This window comes from Arthrobacter crystallopoietes (assembly GCF_002849715.1).
GTDB lineage: Bacteria > Actinomycetota > Actinomycetes > Actinomycetales > Micrococcaceae > Crystallibacter > Crystallibacter crystallopoietes.
Genome location: NZ_CP018863.1, coordinates 2,716,219 through 2,737,992, shown reverse-complemented (window position 1 = coordinate 2,737,992; position 21,774 = coordinate 2,716,219). Strand labels below are relative to the sequence as shown.

The window sequence follows — 21,774 nt, the reverse complement described above, 5'->3', positions numbered from 1 at the left end:
AGATCCCGGTCTGATGCCGCGCCTACTGGATGAACTTGAGCAGCGGATTGCCGCCGCCCTGATGATCGATGGCCGGGCGCCCTGGCGGAAGATTGCCGCGGTGCTGGGCGAACCGGAACGCACGATCGCGCGCCGCGGCTCCGACCTACTGGCGGCCGGCGAGGTCGCCGTCGTCGGGCTGCGGACCCGGCAGTCGTCGGCCCTGCTGCGGCTTGAGTGTATGCCCGGCACCAGCCGGGCTGCGGCAGAGTCTCTGGCGCAGCGCCGTGATTCCACTTTCAGTTATCTCATGACTGGTGGGGCGGACTGCGTGGCCGAACTGTTGATGGACCCGCAGGAGGTCAGTAGCATCCTGGCCACTGAGGTTCCGGCCACCGTGGGATTGCTGCGGGTTGCTAGCTACCCCGTGTTGCGCTATTTCCGATCCATCCGAGGATGGAACTCCGGCGTGCTGACCGACGCCGAAAGCGTGGCCCTACGATCCGAGCTCACCGTCGACTTCACCGCGAACTATCCCCTGGGTCCGCTGCAGTCGGCGGCGCCCTCCCCGCTGTCGGCCCAGGACCTGCGTCTGCTGGACGCGTTAGTCGAAGACGGCCGTTCCAGCTTGGAAGCCTTAGCACGCCGCGCCGGAGTCTCGGAAACGACCGCACGGCGCCGAAGCGAGTGGCTGCTGCGCAATAATTTCGTCAGCATCCGTGCCATCGTGGAGCCTGCTTCACTGGGACTGCCCCTCGAGGCGTTCCTCTGGATAAAGGCTTCGCCCGGCAAAGTCGATGCGATCGGCCGCGCCCTGGGCAGGGAACCCGCGGTCCGGTATGCGGCCGCAGTCGCCGGGGACCCCCAGTTGGTAGCGGATGTGACGGTCAGCGATCAGGAAGAGCTCTACCGTTTTACTACCGATTCGCCGTGGGCCGCCGAGGCGGACAGAATCGAGACGACCATGCTTTTGCAAGCCCGTAAACGCGGCGGCCGGCTCCTGTCCGCCCCCTGAATAGGCGAAGTCGCCGGAGCCGGCCGCAGTCCCGGCAGCTGTGGCAACGGCGGCCACAGCTGCCGGCGCTGTCAGGAAGCCGCGGGAGATGCCGTCGCCCGGCTCAGCTCCGGCCGACGGTCCACGCAGCGTGTCCGCTCCTCGAACGCTTTGGCTTGGCGCAGCAAGGCCATGTCCTGGTAGTGATTCGCGGCAATTTGGAAGCCGACAGGGAGACCCTCGGCGGTAAAGCCGGCAGGAACCGCCAGCACGGGCAGGCTGGTAGCCGACAAGACGCATGCCGAGCGCATCCAGTCCAGATAGGTCCGGGACTTCTCGCCGGCCACATCACCGGGGTAACGCAACGCCGCGTCGAAGGGCAGCACCTGGGCCGCAGGACTCAGGAACAGGTCGTACCGTCCGAAGAAGTCCTGCACGGAGGCTTCCAACCGCGTTCGCGCCGCCGTGGTTTCAATCAGCTCCTCGGCGCTGAGCGACCAGCCGAGCTCTACGTTCCAAATCACTTCCGGCTTGATCAGGTCCCGGTGCCGGCGTACCAGCGGTCCCAGCCCCGCGGCAAAGTCCGTAGCCCGGGTGGCCTGGAAGACCCGGTCCGCCTCGGAGAAGTCCGGTGCCGCCTCTTCCACGATCGCGCCTGCTTCCTCGAAGACGCGTAGCTGGCGCTGAAGCACCTCCAGCACTGCCCGCTCCACCGGAATACCGATACCGAAGTCCGGGCTCCAGCCGATGCGGACTCCCCGCAGATCGCCAACCACATCACCTGCAAACGCACTTCCATCCAGCGGCGCTGGAGTCGGCAGTTTCGGCGATGGTCCGGCCACTGCGGACATGAACATTGCGATGTCCGAGATTTCCCTGGCCATGGGACCGGTCCGGCCGAGCCAGGCCCAGGCGTTGTTGGGGGCGGGCATCGGAATGACCCCGTACGAGGGCCGGAACCCCACAACATTGCAGAAGGACGCGGGAATCCGTAACGAACCGCCCATGTCCGAGCCTTCGCCCAAGGGCTGGATGCCCGCCGCTATGGCGGCAGCCACACCGCCGGACGAACCTCCAGCGCTGCGGGAGGGCGCGTAGGGGTTAGTGGTGGTGCCGAAGACCTCGTTAAAGGTGTGTGAACCGGCGCCGAACTCGGGAACGTTCGTCTTACCCGTAGCCACCACTCCGGCCTTCCGGAGCCGTGCCACGATGAGGTCGTCCTCGTCGGGAACGTTTTCTTTGAGTACGAGCGAACCCTGTGTGGTACGCATCCCCTTGGTCTGATGCGTGTCCTTGTGCGTCATCGGCAATCCGTGCAGCGGGGGCAGCTCCGCCCCGCTGACGGTCAATCGGTCGGCTGCGTCTGCGGCGGCGAACGCAGCCTCGGGATCAAGGGTGACGACAGCGTTAATCACGGGATTCACTTCGTCGATCCGCGCCAGATGCGCGGTGACAGCCTCTCGGGCGGAAAACTCGCGGCGGCGGATCCCCGCTACCAGGTCTGTCGCGGACAGGTCCAAAATCTCGGTCATGCTTCTGCCTACTTCTCTATCTCAGGGTGACGGCTTACCCCCAGTCTGGACCCGGGGAACCTACCAGCGGAAGCGCTTGACATGAATCAGTTCACACTGGAGGAAATGGCCAGTTCTATGGCCTCTTCTGCCAACTATTGCCATCGAGGAGGCAGGGGCGAAAGGTTATGGCTATCGCATCGAGCTTTGTAAGCCAGATCACATTCATTAAAGGAGATCACGGACCATGCATCCCCTGGCACTACAGGTACCGGCAGAGGCCGGCTCCACCGACATCCTCGCAGTGGCAAACTCGCCCCTGGTCTGGGCTTGCGCGCTGGGCGTCTTCGGCGTCATTTTCGTGCAGACCTTCATTTACATCAAAGCCGCCCGCAAGGCGGCGCCCGCCGTCGGAATGAGCACAGGGGAGCTCACCCGCTCCTACCGTGCCGGAGCCGTTGCGTCGATCGGTCCGTCCTTGGCCGTTGTGCTGGTCGCCATTGCGTTGCTGGCCCTCTTCGGCACGCCGGCGGTGCTGGTGCGCATCGGACTTATCGGTTCCGCAGCGACGGAAACCGCCTCCGCCGGCATCGCCGCAACCACCATGGGCGCCACGCTGGGTGGACCTGACTATACCCAGCAGGTCTTCGCCGTCGCCTTCATGGCCATGAGTATCAGCGGCGGGATGTGGATGCTGGCCACCTTGATCCTGACGCCGTTGCTCAAGCGCGGCGGTCACCGGCTCTCCCAAGTCAACCCGGCCGCGATGGCGATCATCCCGTGCGCTGCGCTGCTCGGCGCCTTCAGCATGCTCGCTGTAGCTGAGATGCCGAAGTCCGGCGTCCACCTCATCACCCTCGTCGTGTCGGCGGCGGTGATGAGCGGATGCCTGTTCCTGGCCCGGAAGCTTCAGGCCGCGTGGCTCAAGGAATGGGCCCTCGGCTTCGCCATCATTACCGCACTCGTCGTCGCTTTCGCGGCCCACGCCGCCTAGCTCCCATTGCTCGAAAGGATTGTTCCGATGACTACTAACATCCAAACCCGCACCGGTTCCGGCATGGCCGGCTTCGAGGCCACGACGTCCCGCTGGGGCCGCATCACCATGATGGCAGGCCTGGTCCTGTCCCTGATCGGACCGCTGTATCTGGTCTTCTTCGGTGGGCTGGACATTACCGCCGGGCATATTTGGCTCGCCTTCATCGCCGTGGCCGCAACCTTCGGCATCTTCTGGATCATGGAGCCGCTGACCTACTTTCCGATCCTCGGCCCCGCAGCCATGTACCAGGCGTTTATGATCGGCAACATCTCCAACAAGCTCCTGCCGGCCGCCATCGTCGCCCAGTCCAGCATCGATGCCCGGCCAGGCACCAAGCGCGGCGACCTGGCAGCCGTCATGGCTATCTGCGGAGCGGCCACCGTCCACCTCACGTCCTTGCTTCTCTTCGTTGGCGTCCTGGGGACCTGGCTGATCTCCATCGTTCCGGATGCCCTGATCGAGGTCGCGCGTCTGTACATTCTGCCCGCCGTGATGGGCGCAGTCCTGGTCCAATGCATCGCCACCATGCGCCAGCTGCGTCCCACGATTTTCGCCATCGGCGCCGCGCTGGCGGTCCAGTTCGTTCTGGTTCCACTGGTTCCCCAGGCCGCCATGGGCGCAACGGCCATCACCGTTGTTGCCACGATCATGCTCTCCTGGTTCGGCCGGGACCGCTCCGCCATCCATACCACTCCGGCCGAGGAAGAACCTTCAGACGCCGCAAGGGATGCCGCCAACGGCAGCACGGCCGAGGAGATTCGCTGAATCATGCCCGAAACTGCGACAATTCCCGCCCCAGACCGAGACCTACCGTGAGCATCTACCGCTGGCTGCACGCCACCCGGAATTTTCCATGCAGTAGCACCGGACCGAAGAGTTCATCGCTGCCGAACTGACTGCGAACATTAATAGACCTTGGCTTCGCTTTTCAAGGTCACCCGTCCAAATGAACGGCCGGTCAGGAATTAAGACCAGCTAGCTTGCCATCGGATCTTTTGGTCGCAACACTAGGTACGCCCGCGGCGGGAAGCCATCCCCGCCCTGCCGCGGCTCCGCCGGCCCTGCGCGCCATAAGCGCCGCTGTGCCGGCGCCTCCCCTCCCCTCCCCGCATCGCCTTGAGGCGTGCTCCATTAGATTCGATGAGGAGTCCGATGAAGAAGAAGTCCGCATTAGCGGCACTTTCATTAATCCTTTCAACCGGCCTGGTTGCCGGGGTCGCCGCGCCAGGCGCCGTGGCCCAGGAACCAGCGGCAGCGCAGGTCACCGCAGAGGTTTCCGAAGCCGGCAAGGCAACCATCAAACGGGACAGCTACGGCGTTCCCCATGTTTACGCGGACACCACCCGCGACCTTTTCTACGGCTACGGCTATGCGGTCGCAGAAGACCGGATGTTCCAGCTGGAAATGGCCAAGCGGGCCGTCCTCGGAACCTCCGCCGAGGTGCTCGGCCCGGACTACGTGGAGATCGACAAGCGTTCCCGTGCCTCCTTCGATCCCGAGGCTATCAAGGCGCAGATCGAGGCTCTGCCGCAGGAAGACCGGGACATCCTCGAGGGCTACGCCGCCGGCTTCAACGAGCGCGTCGGTGAGGTCATGGCTAACCAGGAGGAGCTGCTGCCGAAGCAGTTCACCGACTACGGCTTCGAGCCCACCACCTGGAGCGGCTACGACGTCGCCATGATCTGGGTTGGCACCATGGCCAACCGCTTCTCGGACAGCGCCGGCGAGCTGTCCAACCTGCAGGTCCTCCAGCAGCTCACCGCCGAGTACGGCGCGGAGCAGGGCCAGCTGCTGTTCGACCAGTTGCAGTGGACCGAAGATCCGACGGCACCGACCACGGTTCCCCGCGAGGACAAGAAGCACCCGAACAAGCTGGCCGTGGACAGCCCCTCCCAGCTGTCCGATCTTGCCGAGGTCTCCCCGGAGCTGGAGGACAATGGGCTGGCTTCCATGAAGCAGTTCGGCGGCGGCGACTGGCCCGCGGTCAAGCCGGAAGCCAGCAACCTTTGGATCGTGGGCGACAAGAAGTCCAAGGAAAAGGGCTCCATCCTCCTGAACGGCCCGCAGTTCTCCTGGTTCAATCCCTCGTATGTCTACGGCATCGGCCTGCATGGAGCCGGGTTCGACGTCACCGGCAACACCCCGTTTGCACACCCCACCATTCTGTTCGGCACCAACAAGGACATCAGCTGGGGTTCCACCGCCGGGCCGCTTGACGTCAACGACGTCTATCAGGAACAGCTGAACCCGGAGAATCCGCACGAGTACCGGTACGACGGCGAGTGGCGCCCCATGGACGTGCGCACCGAAAAGATCGAGGTCGCCGGACAGGAACCAGTCGAACATCAGGTCTACTCCACCGTGCACGGCTACGTGACCAGCTTCGATGCAGCGAACAACACCGCCTACTCGAAGAAGCGCAGCTGGGCCGGTACGGAAATCCAGTCGTTCATGGCCTGGATCAAGATCATGAAGGCGCAGAACTGGGAGGAGTACCTGGAGCAGGCCGAGAAGGTCGGCATCACCATCAACTGGTACTACGCCGACAAGGAAGGCAACATCGGCTACGTCTCCCCCGGAAAGCTCCCGGTCCGCGCCGAAGGCCACGACCCGCGGCTGCCCGCCGTCGGCGATGGCTCCATGGAGTGGGAGGGCATCCGCCCCTTCTCCGAGAACCCCAAGGTCTACAACCCCAAGCAGGGCTACATCGTCAACTGGAACAACCAGTCGGCCGCCGGGTTCAACGCGGGCTCCGGCAACTGGTCCCCTGTGGACCGGGTGAACGAGATCATCGAACGGCTGGAGGAGAAGCAGAAGTTCACCACCGACGAGATCTGGGACATCAACGAGGAAACGTCCTTCGCGGACCTGAACATCCGTTACTTCCGCCCGTTCCTTGAGGAGGCCGTGAAGACGCTTCCGGCCAAGGATTCGCTGGTGCAGGATGTCCGGCTGCTCACCGAGTGGGACGGCCAGCGGCGCGACGGGGACGACGACGGCGACCTGGATGGGCCGCAGGCAGCAATCATGAATACCTGGTTGCCCATCCTGTTCGAAACCGTGCTCAAGGACGATCTTCCGGCGTCGGTGTTCGAGAACTACGCCCAGGGCAGCGGCCTGGCGCGGCCCGCCAACGGCAGCAAACTCGTCTACAACGCCCTGCTGGGCGAGGACGCCGGCGTCGAGCAAAGCGTCGACTTCTTCAACGGCGCCGACAAGCAGCAGGTGCTGCTGGACACCTACCGCCAGGCGCTGGCCCAGCTGGCCGCCGAGCAGGGCGCGGATCGCTCCGCGTGGAGCGTGCCGGCACCGCAGCATGAGTTCTCCTACAAGAACTTCATAGGGGTCCCGCAGGCGAACGCGGAAGAAAACCTGACCGGTCCCGATTACATGAACCGCGGCACGCAGAACGACATCGTCTCGCTCTTCGGGTCGGAGGCCAGCATGTGCACGGTCGCGCCGCCGGGGCAGAGCGGCTTCATCGCTCCCGACGGCACCAAGTCCGAGCACTACGCGGACCAGCTGCAGATGTATGCCGATTTCGAATGCAAGACCGAGAACCTGTACCCGCAGCAGCTCGAAGCGAATCTGGAAAGCACCACGGTCCTGAAGTAGTACAGCAGGAAGAACGACGGCGGCAGGTCACCCACGTGGCCTGCCGCCTCCCGCTTGAGGGCAGGACCGGGGGCCGTAGGTCTGCAGTTCCCTCTCTAAGATGGACTAATGACTGCAACTCTCGTGGCGAAAGACCTTTCGGGCGGCCACGGCCACCGCACCCTGTTTGCCAATCTGAACCTGACCGTCGCCCCGGGAGACGTTGTCGGCGTCGTTGGTGCCAATGGAGCAGGGAAATCGACGCTGCTGCGCCTGCTGGCCGGGGTGGACGCGCCGATGGCCGGCACGGTCAGCGCCGCTCCCTCGGACGCGTTTATCGGCTGGCTGCCGCAGGAGCACGAGCGTATTCCCGGCGAAACCATCGCCGGCTACATCAGCCGCCGCACCGGCTCCGCCGCCGCAACCGCTGAAATGGAAGCCGCTGCGGAGGCCCTTGGAACCGGGACCAAGCAGGCCGAGGACGCCTACACCGTCGCGCTGGACCGCTGGATGGCCTCCGGCGCCGCAGACCTTGAGGACCGGATTCCGGCCGTGCTGGCCGAGCTTGAGCTGGAAGCCGGGCCCGACGCCCACATGACGGGCCTTTCCGGCGGGCAGGCCGCGCGCGTTGCCCTCGCCGCCCTCCTGCTGAGCCGCTTCGACGTCGTACTCCTCGACGAGCCCACCAACGATCTGGACCTGGCCGGACTGGCACGGCTGGAGAACTTTGTCCGCGGGCTGCGCGGCGGCGTCGTTCTCGTCTCGCACGACCGCGAATTCCTCGCCCGCTGCATCACCAAGGTGGTGGAACTCGATCTCGCGCAGAACAAAGTGGCGGTGTACGACGGCGGCTACGACGCTTTCCTGGAGGAGCGTGCCGTGGCCAAGCGCCATGCCCGTGAGGCCTACGAGGAGTTCGCCGACAAGAAGGCGGACCTGGTCTCGCGGGCGCGGACGCAGCGCGAGTGGAGTTCGCAGGGCGTGCGCAACGCGATGAAGAAGAGCCCGGACAATGACAAGATCCGCCGTCGCGCCAGCATGGAATCCTCGGAAAAGCAGGCGCAGAAGGTCCGGCAGATGGAATCGCGCATCGCCCGGCTGGACGAGGTCGAAGAGCCGCGCAAGGAGTGGCAGCTGCAGTTCAGCATCGGCGCCGCCCCGCGGTCCAGCTCCGTGGTGGCCACCCTGAACCAGGCCACCGTGCGCCGCGATAGCTTTACCCTCGGTCCCGTTTCCCTGCAGGTCAACGCGGGTGAACGGATCGGCATCACCGGCCCCAACGGCGCAGGCAAGTCCACGCTGTTGAAGCTGCTGCTCGGCCATCTTGCCCCCGACGACGGCGCCGCCAGCCTGGGGTCCAGCGTCGCGGTTGGCGAGATCGACCAGGCCCGCGGCCAACTGGCGGATACGAGACCGCTGGGCGAAGCCTTCGAGTCGCTGGTGCCTCAGCTTAACCAGGCCGAAGTCCGCACCCTGCTGGCGAAGTTTGGCTTGAAGGCCGATCAGGTCAGCAGTCCGGTAGGTGCCCTCTCCCCCGGCGAACGCACGCGTGCCGCTCTCGCTTTGCTGCAGGCGCGCGGGGTCAACCTGCTGGTGCTCGACGAACCCACCAACCACCTGGACCTGCCCGCCATCGAACAGCTGGAGGAAGCACTCGAAAGCTACGACGGCGCCCTGCTGCTGGTTTCCCACGACCGCCGGCTGTTGGAAAACGTCCAGCTGGACACCCGCTGGGAAGTCGATAACGGCCGGGTTTTAGCCAAGTAAGTTCCGGCAGGGCGAGCGGAGCTCAAGCAGCGCTTATCCTCGGCTCGCTTTGACTTAGCATTCCTGCAATGTTGTACTGGGGAGTAGGTTCGCTGTGGTTATTGGATCTTCGGTGAACCGCCCGGAATCGTTGGTCCAGGCCTGACCGCCTGGATCTCCGACCTGCAGTGCCCCGATCTCCCGTCACCGGGATTGATTGACCGTCTCCCGTCGCCGGGATTGATGAACAGGGCCAAGCGCGTAGTGCGCTGTTACTGTTTTGCCGCCGCAACCTGCGTTGCGCCGGGCATACGCGTCTCTGCGCAGCCTGGCCTCCTGGACCCGCGGTATTTCCGGGCGTCGCATCTGACGAAACAAGATCCAATGGATGAGGAGATGCATGAAATTGCGAGTCGGAATCATTGGTGCAGGCCCCAGCGGAATGGCACAGCTGCGGGCGTTCGAATCGGCACGGCAGCTTGGCGCCGATATCCCGGAAATCGTCTGCTTCGAAAAGCAGTCCGACTGGGGCGGTCAGTGGAACAGCAGCTGGCGCACGGGCCTGGACGCCGCCGGCGAGCCCGTGCACAGCAGCATGTACCGCCACTTGTGGTCCAACGGCCCCAAGGAATGCCTTGAGTTCGCCGACTACACGTTCGACGAGCACTTCGGCCGCCCGATCTCTTCCTACCCGCCGCGCGAGGTCCTCTTCGACTACATCAAGGGCCGCGTGGAGAAGTCGGATGTGCGCAAGTACGTCCGTTTCAACACCACCGCACGCTGGGTTTCCTACAACGAACAGACGCAGGAATTCACGGTCACGGTCGAGGACCTGGCCGCCCAGAAGACCGAGACCCACGTCTTTGACAAGCTGGTTGTTTCCGTGGGCCACTTCTCGGTTCCCCACGTGCCGCAGTTCGACGGCATCAACAGCTTCCCCGGCGAAGTCCTGCACGCCCATGATTTCCGCGGCGCCGAGCGCTTCGCTGGCAAGGATCTCCTGTTGATCGGCAGCAGCTACTCCGCCGAGGACATCGGCATGCAGTCGCACAAGATGGGCGCCAAGTCCGTCACGTTCAGCTACCGCAGCGGCCCCATGGGCTTCGACTGGCCGGAATCCGCCGTCGAGCGTCCGTTGGTCACGCGTTTCGAAGGCCGCACTGCCCATTTCAGCGACGGCACCACCGGCGAGTTTGACGCCGTTGTTCTTTGCACCGGTTACCAGCACAAGTACCCGTTCCTGCCGGCCGAACTGTCGCTGAAGTCGAAGAACGTGCTCTACCCGGGCAACCTCTACAAGGGTGTTATCTGGCAGGACAACACCAACCTGTTCTACCTTGGCGCGCAGGACCAGTACTACACGTTCAACATGTTCGACGCGCAGGCCTGGTTCGCCCGCGACGTGATGCTCGGCCGCATTGAGCTGCCCGCGGCGGAGGAACGCGCCGCCGATATCCAGGTGTGGCTGGAGCGCCAGGACGCGCTGCCCGACCACGATGCCGAAGCGGATTACCAGACGGACTATCTGCGCGAACTGATCGCGCTGACGGACTACCCGGAGTTCGATCTGGACACCGTCTCCGCCCTGTTCAAGCAGTGGATGAAGGACAAGGAAGACGACATCCTCGGCTACCGCGACAACATCCACCGCTCGGTCATGACCGGCACCATGGCTGCGCGGCACCATACCCGCTGGATCAATGCGATGGACGACAGCCTGCAGCGCTACCTCAACGGCCCGTCCCAGGACGTGGACACCGGTGCGCTGACCGCCCTCACGCGGGACGACGAGCAGATCGCCGCCAAGTAAGGCACGCTCCGGCCAGAAACGGGCCACTCAAAGCACGACGGCGGGGCTCGCCATGAGGGCTTCGGTCCAGACGGTCGTTGCGACTCTCAAGACGTAGGGAGTTGCAACGGCCGTGCCGGGTTTAACAGGCATTGAGGGCCAAAGGCTAGCTGGGTTCCAGCTCGCTACGGCTCGGCTCGGCAGGCCCGGCCAGCTCCACGGGCTCGGTCAGCTCCACCGAGGTCAGCTGCGCCGCCTCGTCGATCGATTCGGGATCCGCTCCGGCTTTGGCTGCCTCGTCGATGGCTTCCTTCAGGGAAAGCTGAGCCTGATCCATTTCAACCTGAAGCGTTTCCAGCGCCGCAGACGCGGCCCATACCTGCTTCAACTCGTCGTCCATCATTTACCCATCCAATCAGTCGGTCCGGGCAGGCGCCGGGTCGGGATCCAAACCGGGCGTGCCGGACAGCCGCCGGCTGACGCTGCCTCCCCGCAGCTTACAATGTAAGCCTTCGGAAGGATAACCCTTTCAGCCTCGCGCGAACTCTCTGAGCGATCCTCATCCCCACTCAAAAGACCCTCAGCAACTGACCACGTGACGAAGCAGTTTCTCGCGGCGTAGGGTGGGGAGAACGCATGGAGGGAGCGATCGATGTCCGAACCCGAAAGGCGCGATGGCGGGGACAAGGGGAAATCCACCGCGGAGAAACCCCGACTGGACCGCCAGCGCATTCTCGAGGCCGGTGCTGAATTTATTGAACAGTTCGGCCCGCGCCACTTAACCATGCGTCGGCTCGGAACCGAATTGGGCGTCGAGGCGATGTCCCTCTACCGCTATATCCCGTCCCGGGAAAACCTGCTCGATGGCATCGTCGAGGTCGTTATCGACGAACTCTACAAGGACCCGGAGGTCTATCCTGAGCCGCGCCACGGCTGGCAAGACTACCTCCTGCGGCTGGCCCACGGACTGCGTCGGCTGGCCTTGGCGCACCCCCAGGTGTTTCCCCTGATTGCCACCCGGCCAACCGAGGCCCCCTGGGTACGCCCGCCCCTTCGCAGCCTGCGCTGGGTCGAATCCTTCCTCAAAGCGCTGACGTCGGCTGGCTTTTCCGATCAGGCCGCCGTTGATGCCTACCGCGCCTTCAGCAGTTTTCTGCTGGGCCATCTGCTCTTGGAAGTCGCCGCCATGGGTGCCGACGTGGGACCGGTGGATGAAGCAGAGCCCCGGCCGCCGAGGAGCACGGACCTGAGCGACTACCCGCTCCTGCAGAGCCTGCAGGAACGGCTCTCGGAAGACCGTTCAGAACAGGAATTCGAGGAGGCCCTGGAGAGCCTGCTCGACCGGCTGGAGGCGCTCCAGAATTAGGCGCTGATGCAACCGACCCGCCAATGCCGTTTTGCTGGAAATAACTAAGCATGCTTAGCTTACGTCGTAAGCCAATCCGATTGCAGTCTATGGGCAACAGCCTTAACGCTGCCGCATCCGGACCGGGCGAAACGGGTGCGCAGCGCTAGGAGCGGCACTGATCGCCTCACCACTGTCCGGAGTGAAAAGTGAGGAGAGAAGCATGCACGTGATTCACAATAATTTTGGAGCGTCCCAGTTCGATGCCTACATCGATGGAGCGGTAGCGGGATCGTTGCACTATCAGATGCAGGGTGATCAGCTGTGGCTTCTCCATACCGCCGTGGACGAAACTCAGCGGGGCCAGGGCCTGGGAACCGGGCTGATCCGGAAGGCGCTGGCCGATGCGCACCGCCGCCGGCTTGAGGTCCTGCCGTTCTGCCATGAAGTCCGCAAGCACATTTTTGCCCATCCCGTTTACTTTAATCTGGTGCCCGCGGCTGACCGCGAGAGCTTCCGCAAGCCAGTGGAAGGACAGCTGCCCGTTTGGCCTTCGGACCAGCGCGAGTTGGCAGAGGCAGGCCCCCGGTGAGCAGCAGATTGAAGGCCCTCGTGCAGATGGACCTGGAATGCTCGCACGCGCGCATCGAAATCAGAGGCTCAGTGGACGCCCGAAACGTCCAGGCACTCTACGTCGTGGCCAAACGAACCAACGCCATCATGCCCGGGCTCGATATTTTCCTCGATCTGAAGCGGGCAACCGTCCTGCCGGAAGTCATGGAGCAGCTCCTGCACTATGCCGAGGCGCGCCAATTGCCTACCAGAATTGACCCCGCCCAATCCGAATGCCGGCTGAGTGTCAGCGCCTCAGCGGTTCCGGCCCAGTCGCCGTCGGCCCTCGCATTGGCTGCTTGATCCACGCCTTCGGCCACAACCCTGTCGCTACATGCTGTCCGCCAGAGTCGGCGCACCCGGTTGTCAGGACCGACTGGACGGAGGGGCCGGGCCCGGTCGGTCAGGGGGAAGCCGGGTCCGGCCAGCCTCGATGTTCTCCACGCGGGGTGTCATCGGCTCCACATCAAGACCAATCACGATCTCACATTGAACACTTGGAAAATTCCGGCTCCCCAGAATGGTCAAAAATCACTCCCCCAGCTTCGGGGTTTCAAGAGGGCGGCCGTTTAGCCGTAGGTTGACTACCTAGATTTGGGCAGTTCGCAACCCCCAATGTTGGGCTGTTCGCGTTCCCTTAACGCCGTTTAATGTTTGCCTTACCCTTGGCGGAGGCTGAGCAAAGAAGGCTGGAGTCCAAACCAGGGGCTGGGAAAAATAACATGCTTGGGCCCGCCGGGGATCCGGCGGGCTCCGGGCATCGATACAATCCGTTGGCCTGACTCGCAGTACTACACACGGTGTTCGCGAAAGAACAAAGTCATCATGAAGAAACCAATTACCTGGCGGCTGCTGATCCTGGTCGCCGGAACCCTTCTGGGCTTGCTCGCCGGTCTGGGCTTCTCGGCCCCGGCAACCGCTGCAGCACCGAGTTCGTTCGTTACCGCTTCATTCGGGGCGGGCCTGGATCTGGACATCACGTACAACGGAACGTTCGTAGTCAAGGGCAGATATTACAAGGCCGAGAAGGTCTACGTGAAGGTGGTCAGGATCAACAAGAACGGTAGGTACAACGTAGTCGCGCATAAGCACTTGCAGACCCGCAAAGGCAACTTCGAGTGGTCCGGCAATAAGCTGCAGTGCGGCAAGACCTACCAGGCACACTCCTACAGCTACAAGGACGGCTGGGACTCAAGCAGGACGTTGCACGTCAGCTGCTAGCCAAGCGTTGCGACTGGTCGCTGCTACGACAGCGGAAGGCTGGCGGCCGTGAACGCCAACTTCCGGCATAACCAAAAACCAATGAGGTCAATCCAAGGGGACGTCCGGACACGGACGTCCCCTTGGGCTTGTCAGTGGGTCTGGCTAACCGCTCTTTGCCGCGCATTTGGGACCGTCCAAAAGAATTTATGGGCAGGCGTAACCTTTCAGCTCCCGCATTCGATTAGTTGGGTGTACGGGCAAGGCGCAGCACTTCTTTCCGCAGCGCCGACGCCTTCTAGACGAGTATGAGGAGATCCATGACCAAGCGCTTCCGCTCCCTGAGCCTTCCCGCCAAGGGCGCCGCACTGGCCGCCATCATCGCCGTCGGCGGTGCGGGTGCAGCCGTCGCAGCTCCGGCCCTGACCGACGCTGCCGACACGACTGCAGTCACCACTCCGGCAGTGCCCGCCACTCCCGCAGTTCCGACTGACGACGTCGAGAATGCTGTTCCGGCTGTTCCGGCAACTCCCGCTGTGCCCGCCACCGGTGACGCCGAGGCCGAGGCCAACGTTGAAGCAGACGCTGACGCCGCCGTTGACGCAGATGCGGACATCAGCGATGAAGGCCGGGCGGACGCGAATGTCGACGCCGATATTGATGCCGATGTGGAGGCCGACGCGAAGGTGAACGTGAACGCGGAGGCCAACAACGGCGCCGTCGTTAGCCCTGCGACTCCCGCAATGCCCGCGGTTCCCGGCGTCGATGGCGTAGAGGTTCCCGCCGTTCCCGCTATTCCGGCCACGCCGGAGGTTCCGGCCACCAACGGCCAGGCGCAGGCTCACATCGACGCCCGCGGCGAGGCCTCCGCGGACGCCTCGGAAAAGGGCGTTGACGCTGGCGTCGAAGCCGGCATCGGCCTTTCCGGCCAGGCTGAAGCCGGAAAGTAGATTCCGGGCGGCAGAGGTGCGGCGGCTACACTGGTGGCTCCGCACCCCTGCCCAGGATCGAAGGACACCCCTTGCCCCAAGCGCTCCCAGATGACGTTCTGTCAGCTGCGCAGTCCGGCGACGCGGAAGCCTTCAGCCAGATCTATTACACGCTTGCACCCGGCGTATCCGGTTACCTAAAAGCCCGGGGCATGGAGGATGCGGAAGGATCGGCGCAGGAGGTCTTCCTCACCGTTTTCTCCCGCATCGGCACGGTGCGCGGCGGCTACCAGGGCCTGCGCACCTTTGCCTTTTCAGTCGCGCACGCGCGCTACGTCGACGAAGTCCGTAAGCGTGCCCGCCAGCCCTATGTTTCCGAATACGACCCGGAAACCGACGCCCGCACCTCGGACTCGGCCGAAACCGTGGCACTGGAAGTGCTGGGCGGAAGCACGGTCGAGGAGAAGCTGCGGGAATTGCCCCCGGACCAGCACGAAGTCCTGCTCCTGCGGATCGTGGCCGACCTCTCCCTCGAGCAGGTCGCCGAAATCATGGGCAAGTCCACCGGCTCCATCAAGCAGCTGCAACGCCGCGGCCTGCTGAAACTTAAGACACTGGTTGAAAGGAAGGAGGCACTGGTATGACGACCGATGCGTCCACCGACGAAGAATTCCTCCGGCAGCTGCTCGACGAATCGGATGTGCCATCCTCGGACACGCTGCAGGACTCGCTGCTGGAACTGCGCGCCGCCGGTTCGGTCCCCGCCGCTCCTCCTTCTGCCGAGCTGGCCGCCTTTCTGTCGCCGAAGGTCATTCCCCTGCGCCCGCGGCGCAGGGCGGCCAAGGGTGCCCTGATCGGCGTCGCCGTTGCCGCCGCCACCGGGCTCGGCGTTACCGGCGTCGCGGCCGCAAGCCCCGAGTTCCGCAGCGCCGCGGACCAGACGGTGCAGCAGGTTGCCTCCTTCTTCAACAACGACGACGGCGGCTCGCCCGTGCAGCAAACCACCTCCGTTAACCCCGGTCAGGACGATAGCGAGGGCACGGACGCGGACACCGGCAACGAACGGCGGACACCCGCCGAGGACAGCGACACCGGTTCCGCAGGCTCCCGCTCCGGAGAGGTCGGCGACGCCGGCAAACCGCTGGAGACCGGTGAATCCGGAACCGGTTCTGCCGGCACATCCGGGTCCGGCGCATCCCCGTCGGGCAAGCACGACGGCGCCACGCGCAGCGAGGGTGTTCCCTCGCTTGACGGCAGACCGAACCAGGACGGCGTCCAACCGAATCTCCCGGTGCCCGAATTGCCCGGCGACAAGGTCCTGCCCAAGAACCTCGACGACCAGCCCGGCGAAGACAAACTGCCCCTGCCCGCGGAACCGAAGCCACCGGCAGTCCCGCAGAAAACCGATCCCGCCGCGATCCCTGATGTTCCGGTCCTCCCCGATTCCGCCGTGGACGGCAGCAGGTAAGTCAACGCTAAGAGAAGGCCAGCACGCCCGCGTAGACCAGGAACAGCAGGGCCATAATGAGGGCCGAAAGGCCGATAATGCCGAGCCAAACCCATGGCACCCATCTCTTGGGCCCGCCTTCGGCGTGACCTTGGGTCAGATTTGTCTGCGCCTCCGCCGGCGGTGTTTCCCCGGGCGGGACGCCGCCCCCGGGCTCAAGTCCGGTGATGTGATCTTCAGCCGGATCGGGGTTGGAACTGGACATCGTCATGCCTCCTTGCAAGAACAAATCGTGCACCTGCTGCTTGCAACAGTAGACAGGCAATAAGCAGGCTGTCTATCACAACGCGGCGGATAAATTCCACGGCCCGTACCTCTTGACCCGCCGTCACTGCGAGAGTAGTTTGTTAACAACCAACAGGTTGATAAACAAAGAAGTTGACTAAGCCATGGACCGCAGCGACGACAGCCTCCTCGACAAGGCCTTCCTGGCCCTCGCCGACCCGGCCCGCCGCCGCATCATCGCCCGGCTCAGCCGCGGCCCGGCCACTGTCAACGAACTGGCAGAGCCCTTCGAAATCACCAAGCAGGCGGTTTCGAAGCACATCCAGGTCCTCGAGCAGGCGCAACTGGTCACGCGCACCCGCGACGCCCAACGCCGGCCCGTCCACCTGAATCCCGCACGGCTGGAGGCGCTCACAGCCTGGATCGACCAGTACCGACTGGTCCGCGAAGGGCAGTTCCGCAGCCTCGACGCCGTGCTCCAATCCCAGGCAAAAACCCACACCACCAAGGACCCATCATGAGCAACGCACTGAAACTTTCCGTCCCCGAAGGCGTACCGTTCATCGATTACGAGCGCGAGTTCGACTTTCCCGTCGCGGACGTCTTCCGCGCGCACAAGGACCCCGAGCTGATCAAGCAGTGGCTCGGCCCGCGCGGCCTGAAAATGGACATCGACCACTATGATTTCCGTACCGGCGGCAGCTACAGCTACCTGCACACCGGCCCGGACGGCGTCGCCTACTCCTTCTCCGGCGTCTTCCACACGGTGCGCGATAACGAGTTCGCCGTTCAGACCTTCGAGTTCGGCGGCTACCCGGACGTCGTCAGCATCGAGTTCATGACCTTCGAGGACCTCGGCGGCGGCCGCTGCAAGCTCATCGGCCACTCCGTCTACCCCAACCAGGAGGCCCGCGACGGCATGGCCCAGTCCGGCATGGAAGGCGGCATGACCGAGGGCTACGAACGGCTGGACGAACTGCTCGCCGGGGCGCGGACGGCATAACTCCAGCGCTGATTCCACCTACAAAAACAGAGTACGACTGTGAGACTTTCTTGTAGCTGGTCTGGGACTGGCTGGCAGGATGGGTACTGGCCGTTCCGCCGGCCATGGATGTGACTCGAGCGTACGTTGACCATGAAGTGTCTTGCCGCCGACTTGTCCATCCGTGGCGCGGGCCGGCCGGACCTGTCCGGCCCACCTCGGTAGCTTGATCAGAAGATTGTCCGCCGCCTTGAGGCGCGTGACCCGTCACAGTGCTGTTCCGATGTGTTTCCTACCCGGACTGGTACCGGCCGACAGCGGCCTGACCATCTCCATCACTGAGGAAAGGTGCCGTGACCGCCATTTCTATCGTCGCGCATTCCTACCCGTTTGTCGTGGGCGTCGACACCCACGCCCGCAATCACGTCTACGCGATCCTTGCAGCCAGGACCGGCGAGCTGATCGATACCCGAGACTTCCCAACGACGTCTGCCGGCATCAACAGGGCCATCGCGTGGGTGGCCCGCCGCACCGACGCAGACGCTGACACGCTGTGGGTGATCGAAGGCGCCGCATCTTACGGAGCCGTCCTGGCCGGCGCTGTCGCCGCCGAGGGTTACCCGGTGGCCGAGGCTCCGCGAATGGACGCGAAGAAACGCCACGGCGTCGGCAAATCCGATGCCCTCGATGCGCACCACATTGCCGCAGCCGCGTTGCCGCTGCCACAGGCGAAGCTATGCCGCCCGAGGCTCAACGAGGGGGTGCGCCAGGCCTTGCGGATCCTGGTCACGGCCCGCGACGCCATGAGCGCCGAGCGCACCCGTTCGGTCAACTCGCTCACCGCACTGCTGCGCACCAATGATCTGGGATTGGACGCCCGCAGGGCACTCTCAGCAGCTCAGATCGCTGAAGCGTCGCGGTGGCGCGCCCGAGAGGAGGAACTGTCCCTGACCATCGCCCGGACCGAGGCAACGCGGTTGGCCAAACGTGTCCTCGAACTCGATGACCAGCTCAAAGCCAATGACAAGCAAGTGACCGAGCTGGTACAGATCAGCGAGGCCGCACCCCTGCTGCATGAAAAGGGCTTTGGGTCCGTCACTGCAGCGACCTGCCTCACCGCCTGGTCCCATCAGGGACGGGTTCGGAACGAGGCGGCCTACGCCTCCCTGGCCGGCGTGAATCCTATCCCCGCTTCCTCAGGAAACACCGTCCGGCACCGCCTGAACCGAGGCGGAGACAGAAACCTGAACCGCGCTCTCCACATGGTCGCTCTCACCAAGATGACCCACGACGAGGAGACCCGGAGATACGTGGAGAAACGGCGAACAGAAGGACGCACCGACCGGGAAATCCGCCGATGCATCAAACGCTACCTAGCCCGACGCGTCCACCGCACGCTCAACGCCGCGAGCCCGTGCCTGAAGAGCGCTTGACAGACATAGAAGAGTCGGCGGTGCCCGCCTTGAGCGGGCACCTCACCAAGCATCGGGAGGACATGATGGCCAACGTACTGAACCTCAACAATCCGGAAGGCCTGCCGTACAGCGAGTACGAGCGCGAGTTCGACTACCCGGCTGCCGAGGTCTTCCGTGCCCATGCCGATCCGGAGCTGTACCGGCAGTGGATCGGCCCGCGCGGGCTTACCACCCGGATCGACGAGCACGATTACCGGAGCGGCGGATCCTTCCGCTTCGTCCAGCACCGCGGTGACGGCATTGAACACGCCTTCCGCGGCATCTTCCACAGTGTTCGCGACAACGAGTTCATCCTGAATACTTTCGAGTACGAGGGATACCCCGGCGTCGTGACCTTGGAATACACAACGTTCGAGGATCTGCCCGGCGGACGGTCCCGGTTGGCCGGGCGCTCCGTCTTCCCCGATCTGGCTTCGCGCATACGCTATCTGGCCGATGGCATGGAAACGGGCATGGCCGAAGGTTACGATCGGCTCGAGGAAGTACTCGCCGATAAGGAGATGCACCATGGATTGGACGCTAGAAGTAGTGCTGCTGCCGGTCGCCGACATTGACCGCGCCATTGAGTTCTACCGCGACAAGGTCGGCTTCAGCCTGGACCATCACACCGTCAACGAGCACATGAATATAGCGCAACTGACGCCGCGGGGGTCGGGCTGCTCGATCGTCGTCGGCAACCTGCCCGCACAAAGCGAAATGGAGCCCGGTTCCCTGCGCGGCCTCCAGCTGGTGGTTTCCGATGCCAATGCCGCCCGCGAGGAACTCCTCTCCCGCGGTGTGGAGGCCAGCGAAATCACCGTTTTCGACAAGCGCGACGGCGGGACCTTCTTCGGCTTCAGCGACCCGGACGGCAATACGTGGGCCGTGCAGGAGCTGAAAGTCCGGGCCGAAAAGCCGCTGATCCCACGCGACGTCCGCACCGGCTCCGGCGCGAAGTAGCCCGCTTCCGGATCTTTCCTGCCAAGAATGCAATCCGTAGTGCGGGCGGCTCCGAACCACCTACAGGACGAAACACCAGCAACGGTACGGAGGGCAAGGATGGCCAGTGCTTCCACGAGACCCTCCGGCATGCGGCACACACAGGTGCGAATTGTGCCTGTCCTGGCGGCGGCAGGACTGACGATGGTGCTGGCGCTGGTCGCCCATCTCGCCTCAGGAGGGACCATGCCGGCCCTTCCGGTCCTCATCGCCATCACTGCCCTGACCACCCTCGCCGCCACGGTGCTGTCCCGCGTCGATGCCCCGGCCTGGACGCTTATCCTTGCCGCCGGCGTTGCACAGCAGGTGCTGCATCTGGCCTTCGATGCCTTTGCCGCACGGCCGGCAGCGGCAGGCGAGTCCACGGGCCCATCGGCAGGCCCGTCCCCCTCCCACCACGCAGAAGTGGACGCTGAACAGCTGGCGGCCACGGCCAGAATCGCAACCGAGCATGCCGGATCCCACGGCGAATACGTCATGCTGATGCTGCATTTCCATCTGGCTGCCGCCGTGCTGACCGCGTTGCTGATGGCCTGGAGCCGACGGAGGGGCGGGCTTGAAGCAGAAGCCCGCCCCTCGCCGTCGTTATTTAGAACCAGACTTAGAACCCGGTTTTAGCGGCCCAGCCGCGACTGCAAAGCTGCCACAGCGGCCTTGACGCCCGTGGAGAGCGTGGGCTCCATGACCGGCGCAAAGAACGGCGAATGGTTCATCGGAACCGGCCCCTCGCCGTTCACCACTTCCGCGGAGTGGCCGCCGAAGAACCAGTACACGGCCGGCACATCGATGGCTGCGGCCAGATGGCCGAAGTCCTCGCTGCCCATCAGCGCCGGCACGACGGAGACCGCATCCTGCCCGACTGCGCCCCGCAACACCTCGGCCAAGCCTTCGGCCTCGGCCGGCTCGTTGTAGCAGGCAGGGAAGGTGTACAGCTCCTCGATCTCCGGCTCGGGCGCTCCGGAGGCGGCGGCCTCGGCCGAGATGATGCGCCGCACCGCGGCCAGCACCTGGGCACGGACACCGTCGTCGAAGGTGCGGATGTTCAGGGTGAACTCCGCATACGCGGGGATGATGTTCTCTTTCAATCCGCCGTGGAAAGTGCCGACGGTGACCACGGCAGCCTGCCGGGGATCCAGTTCGCGCGAGACGATTGTCTGCAGCCGAACCACCATGTGGGCGCCCAGGACGACCGGATCGATGGAATCCTGCGGCTGCGAGCCGTGGGACTGGCGGCCGTGCACGGTGACCTTGAGCGAGTCTGCCATGGCCATGGCACTGCCGACCGAGAGCGAGACCGTCCCGGCAAGCCCGGGCATGACGTGCTGGCCGTAGACGATTTCCGGTTTCGGCGCGCGCTCCCACAGTCCGTCAGCCACCATGGCGGCCGCACCGGCGGCGGTCTCCTCACCGGGCTGGAAGATCAGGACCAAGGTACCGGCCCACGCCTCTCGGGACTCCGCGAACATGCGGGCCACGGTCAGCAGCACCGCGGTGTGGGTGTCGTGGCCGCAGCCGTGCATCACCGGGACCTCGGCGCCGTCCGGCAGGATGCCGGTGTCCGTGCTGGCATACTCCAGACCCGTATCTTCCTTGATCGGCAGGCCGTCGGTGTCGGCGCGGAAGCCGACCACCGGGCCGTTGCCGTTGCGCAGTACGCCAATCACACCGGTGCCGCCGCAGCGGAAGTTCTCGATGCCCAGCCCGTCCAGCTGCTGCTCGATGAATTCCGCCGTCCGGTGCTCCTGCATGGACAGTTCCGGGTGGGCGTGGAGGTGCCGGTAGAGTTCGTGCAGCTCCGACTGCTGCTGTTGCGTGAGGGCAAGCCCGCCGGTCTGTTCCACGGCGTCGAGGGTGTTGGTCATCATTTCTCCT

At 64.3% G+C, this 21,774-nt stretch carries 23 protein-coding genes; 19 read left to right on the top strand and 4 right to left on the bottom strand.

What is annotated here, in order from left to right:
- Positions 1-13: 13 nt before the first annotated feature.
- On the top strand, positions 14-994 hold the full coding sequence (locus AC20117_RS12865; RefSeq protein WP_083339566.1) for an Lrp/AsnC family transcriptional regulator: 981 nt from the start codon (positions 14-16) through the stop codon (positions 992-994).
- A gap of 71 nt (positions 995-1,065) precedes the next feature.
- Here AC20117_RS12865 and AC20117_RS12860 read toward each other — a convergent pair whose 3' ends face one another.
- Complete coding sequence (locus AC20117_RS12860; RefSeq protein WP_074699394.1) at positions 1,066-2,505, bottom strand: amidase; 1,440 nt, start codon at positions 2,503-2,505, stop codon at positions 1,066-1,068.
- A 226-nt stretch (positions 2,506-2,731) separates the two neighbouring features.
- On the opposite strand from AC20117_RS12860, the gene AC20117_RS12855 reads away from it, so the two are divergent.
- The 5 genes from AC20117_RS12855 to AC20117_RS12835 all read left to right on the top strand — a co-directional run bounded on the left by AC20117_RS12855 (position 2,732) and on the right by AC20117_RS12835 (position 10,670).
- On the top strand, positions 2,732-3,478 hold the full coding sequence (locus AC20117_RS12855; RefSeq protein ID WP_074699395.1) for a DUF5058 family protein: 747 nt from the start codon (positions 2,732-2,734) through the stop codon (positions 3,476-3,478).
- A gap of 27 nt (positions 3,479-3,505) precedes the next feature.
- On the top strand, positions 3,506-4,285 hold the full coding sequence (locus AC20117_RS12850; RefSeq protein WP_074699396.1) for a hypothetical protein: 780 nt from the start codon (positions 3,506-3,508) through the stop codon (positions 4,283-4,285).
- 387 nt (positions 4,286-4,672) lie between these two features.
- The gene (locus tag AC20117_RS12845) at positions 4,673-7,135 is read left to right on the top strand and encodes a penicillin acylase family protein (RefSeq protein WP_074699397.1); all 2,463 of its coding nucleotides are present in this window, start codon (positions 4,673-4,675) and stop codon (positions 7,133-7,135) included.
- 108 nt (positions 7,136-7,243) lie between these two features.
- The gene (locus AC20117_RS12840; RefSeq protein WP_074699398.1) at positions 7,244-8,881 is read left to right on the top strand and encodes an ABC-F family ATP-binding cassette domain-containing protein; all 1,638 of its coding nucleotides are present in this window, start codon (positions 7,244-7,246) and stop codon (positions 8,879-8,881) included.
- 379 nt (positions 8,882-9,260) lie between these two features.
- A complete protein-coding gene (locus AC20117_RS12835) occupies positions 9,261-10,670 on the top strand; it encodes a trimethylamine monooxygenase (RefSeq protein WP_074699399.1) in 1,410 nt (469 codons plus the stop codon).
- Positions 10,671-10,815: 145 nt separating this feature from the next.
- On the opposite strand, the gene AC20117_RS12830 is transcribed toward AC20117_RS12835, so the two are convergent.
- Positions 10,816-11,052, bottom strand: coding sequence for a hypothetical protein (locus tag AC20117_RS12830; protein WP_074699400.1), 237 nt, complete (start codon positions 11,050-11,052; stop codon positions 10,816-10,818).
- A gap of 249 nt (positions 11,053-11,301) precedes the next feature.
- On the opposite strand from AC20117_RS12830, the gene AC20117_RS12825 reads away from it, so the two are divergent.
- From AC20117_RS12825 to AC20117_RS12795, 7 genes are all read left to right on the top strand, one after another.
- The gene (locus tag AC20117_RS12825) at positions 11,302-12,015 is read left to right on the top strand and encodes a TetR/AcrR family transcriptional regulator C-terminal domain-containing protein (RefSeq protein ID WP_074699401.1); all 714 of its coding nucleotides are present in this window, start codon (positions 11,302-11,304) and stop codon (positions 12,013-12,015) included.
- Positions 12,016-12,217: 202 nt separating this feature from the next.
- Positions 12,218-12,586 carry a GNAT family N-acetyltransferase gene (locus tag AC20117_RS12820; RefSeq protein ID WP_083339567.1) on the top strand — a complete coding sequence of 123 codons (369 nt, stop codon included), beginning with the start codon at positions 12,218-12,220 and terminating at the stop codon, positions 12,584-12,586.
- A complete protein-coding gene (locus tag AC20117_RS12815) occupies positions 12,583-12,909 on the top strand; it encodes a hypothetical protein (protein ID WP_074699403.1) in 327 nt (108 codons plus the stop codon). The genes AC20117_RS12820 and AC20117_RS12815 overlap by 4 nt, the downstream gene beginning before the upstream one ends.
- Positions 12,910-13,431: 522 nt before the next feature.
- Positions 13,432-13,827, top strand: a complete 396-nt coding sequence (locus AC20117_RS12810) for a hypothetical protein (RefSeq protein WP_074699404.1) — start codon at positions 13,432-13,434, stop codon at positions 13,825-13,827.
- 299 nt (positions 13,828-14,126) lie between these two features.
- Positions 14,127-14,756: a hypothetical protein gene (locus AC20117_RS12805; protein ID WP_074699405.1), complete on the top strand. Its 630-nt coding sequence runs from the start codon at positions 14,127-14,129 to the stop codon at positions 14,754-14,756.
- Between the two features lie 71 nt (positions 14,757-14,827).
- Complete coding sequence (locus AC20117_RS12800; RefSeq protein ID WP_074699406.1) at positions 14,828-15,379, top strand: RNA polymerase sigma factor; 552 nt, start codon at positions 14,828-14,830, stop codon at positions 15,377-15,379.
- Complete coding sequence (locus AC20117_RS12795; RefSeq protein WP_074699407.1) at positions 15,376-16,203, top strand: hypothetical protein; 828 nt, start codon at positions 15,376-15,378, stop codon at positions 16,201-16,203. The genes AC20117_RS12800 and AC20117_RS12795 overlap by 4 nt, the downstream gene beginning before the upstream one ends.
- 7 nt (positions 16,204-16,210) lie before the next feature.
- Here the strand turns inward: AC20117_RS12795 and AC20117_RS12790 are convergent, their stop codons facing one another.
- Positions 16,211-16,447, bottom strand: a complete 237-nt coding sequence (locus tag AC20117_RS12790; protein ID WP_074699408.1) for a DUF6480 family protein — start codon at positions 16,445-16,447, stop codon at positions 16,211-16,213.
- Positions 16,448-16,631: 184 nt separating this feature from the next.
- On the opposite strand from AC20117_RS12790, the gene AC20117_RS12785 reads away from it, so the two are divergent.
- The 6 genes from AC20117_RS12785 (at position 16,632) to AC20117_RS12760 (ending at position 20,520) form a co-directional block, all read left to right on the top strand.
- Positions 16,632-16,988, top strand: coding sequence for an ArsR/SmtB family transcription factor (locus AC20117_RS12785; protein WP_074699409.1), 357 nt, complete (start codon positions 16,632-16,634; stop codon positions 16,986-16,988).
- A complete protein-coding gene (locus AC20117_RS12780; protein ID WP_074699410.1) occupies positions 16,985-17,470 on the top strand; it encodes an SRPBCC family protein in 486 nt (161 codons plus the stop codon). The genes AC20117_RS12785 and AC20117_RS12780 overlap by 4 nt, the downstream gene beginning before the upstream one ends.
- A 332-nt stretch (positions 17,471-17,802) precedes the next feature.
- Positions 17,803-18,882, top strand: a complete 1,080-nt coding sequence (locus AC20117_RS12775) for an IS110 family RNA-guided transposase (RefSeq protein WP_083339531.1) — start codon at positions 17,803-17,805, stop codon at positions 18,880-18,882.
- Complete coding sequence (locus AC20117_RS12770) at positions 18,879-19,478, top strand: SRPBCC family protein (RefSeq protein WP_335643941.1); 600 nt, start codon at positions 18,879-18,881, stop codon at positions 19,476-19,478. Before AC20117_RS12775 ends, AC20117_RS12770 begins: the two co-directional genes overlap by 4 nt.
- The gene (locus tag AC20117_RS12765; RefSeq protein WP_074699411.1) at positions 19,432-19,863 is read left to right on the top strand and encodes a VOC family protein; all 432 of its coding nucleotides are present in this window, start codon (positions 19,432-19,434) and stop codon (positions 19,861-19,863) included. Before AC20117_RS12770 ends, AC20117_RS12765 begins: the two co-directional genes overlap by 47 nt.
- Positions 19,864-19,962: 99 nt before the next feature.
- Positions 19,963-20,520 carry a hypothetical protein gene (locus AC20117_RS12760; protein ID WP_139186740.1) on the top strand — a complete coding sequence of 186 codons (558 nt, stop codon included), beginning with the start codon at positions 19,963-19,965 and terminating at the stop codon, positions 20,518-20,520.
- Here AC20117_RS12760 and AC20117_RS12755 read toward each other — a convergent pair.
- Positions 20,517-21,764 (bottom strand): amidohydrolase, encoded by a 1,248-nt coding sequence (locus AC20117_RS12755; protein ID WP_074699413.1) that lies wholly within the window; start codon positions 21,762-21,764, stop codon positions 20,517-20,519. The two genes, AC20117_RS12760 and AC20117_RS12755, sit on opposite strands and share 4 nt — an antisense overlap.
- Positions 21,765-21,774: the final 10 nt, after the last annotated feature.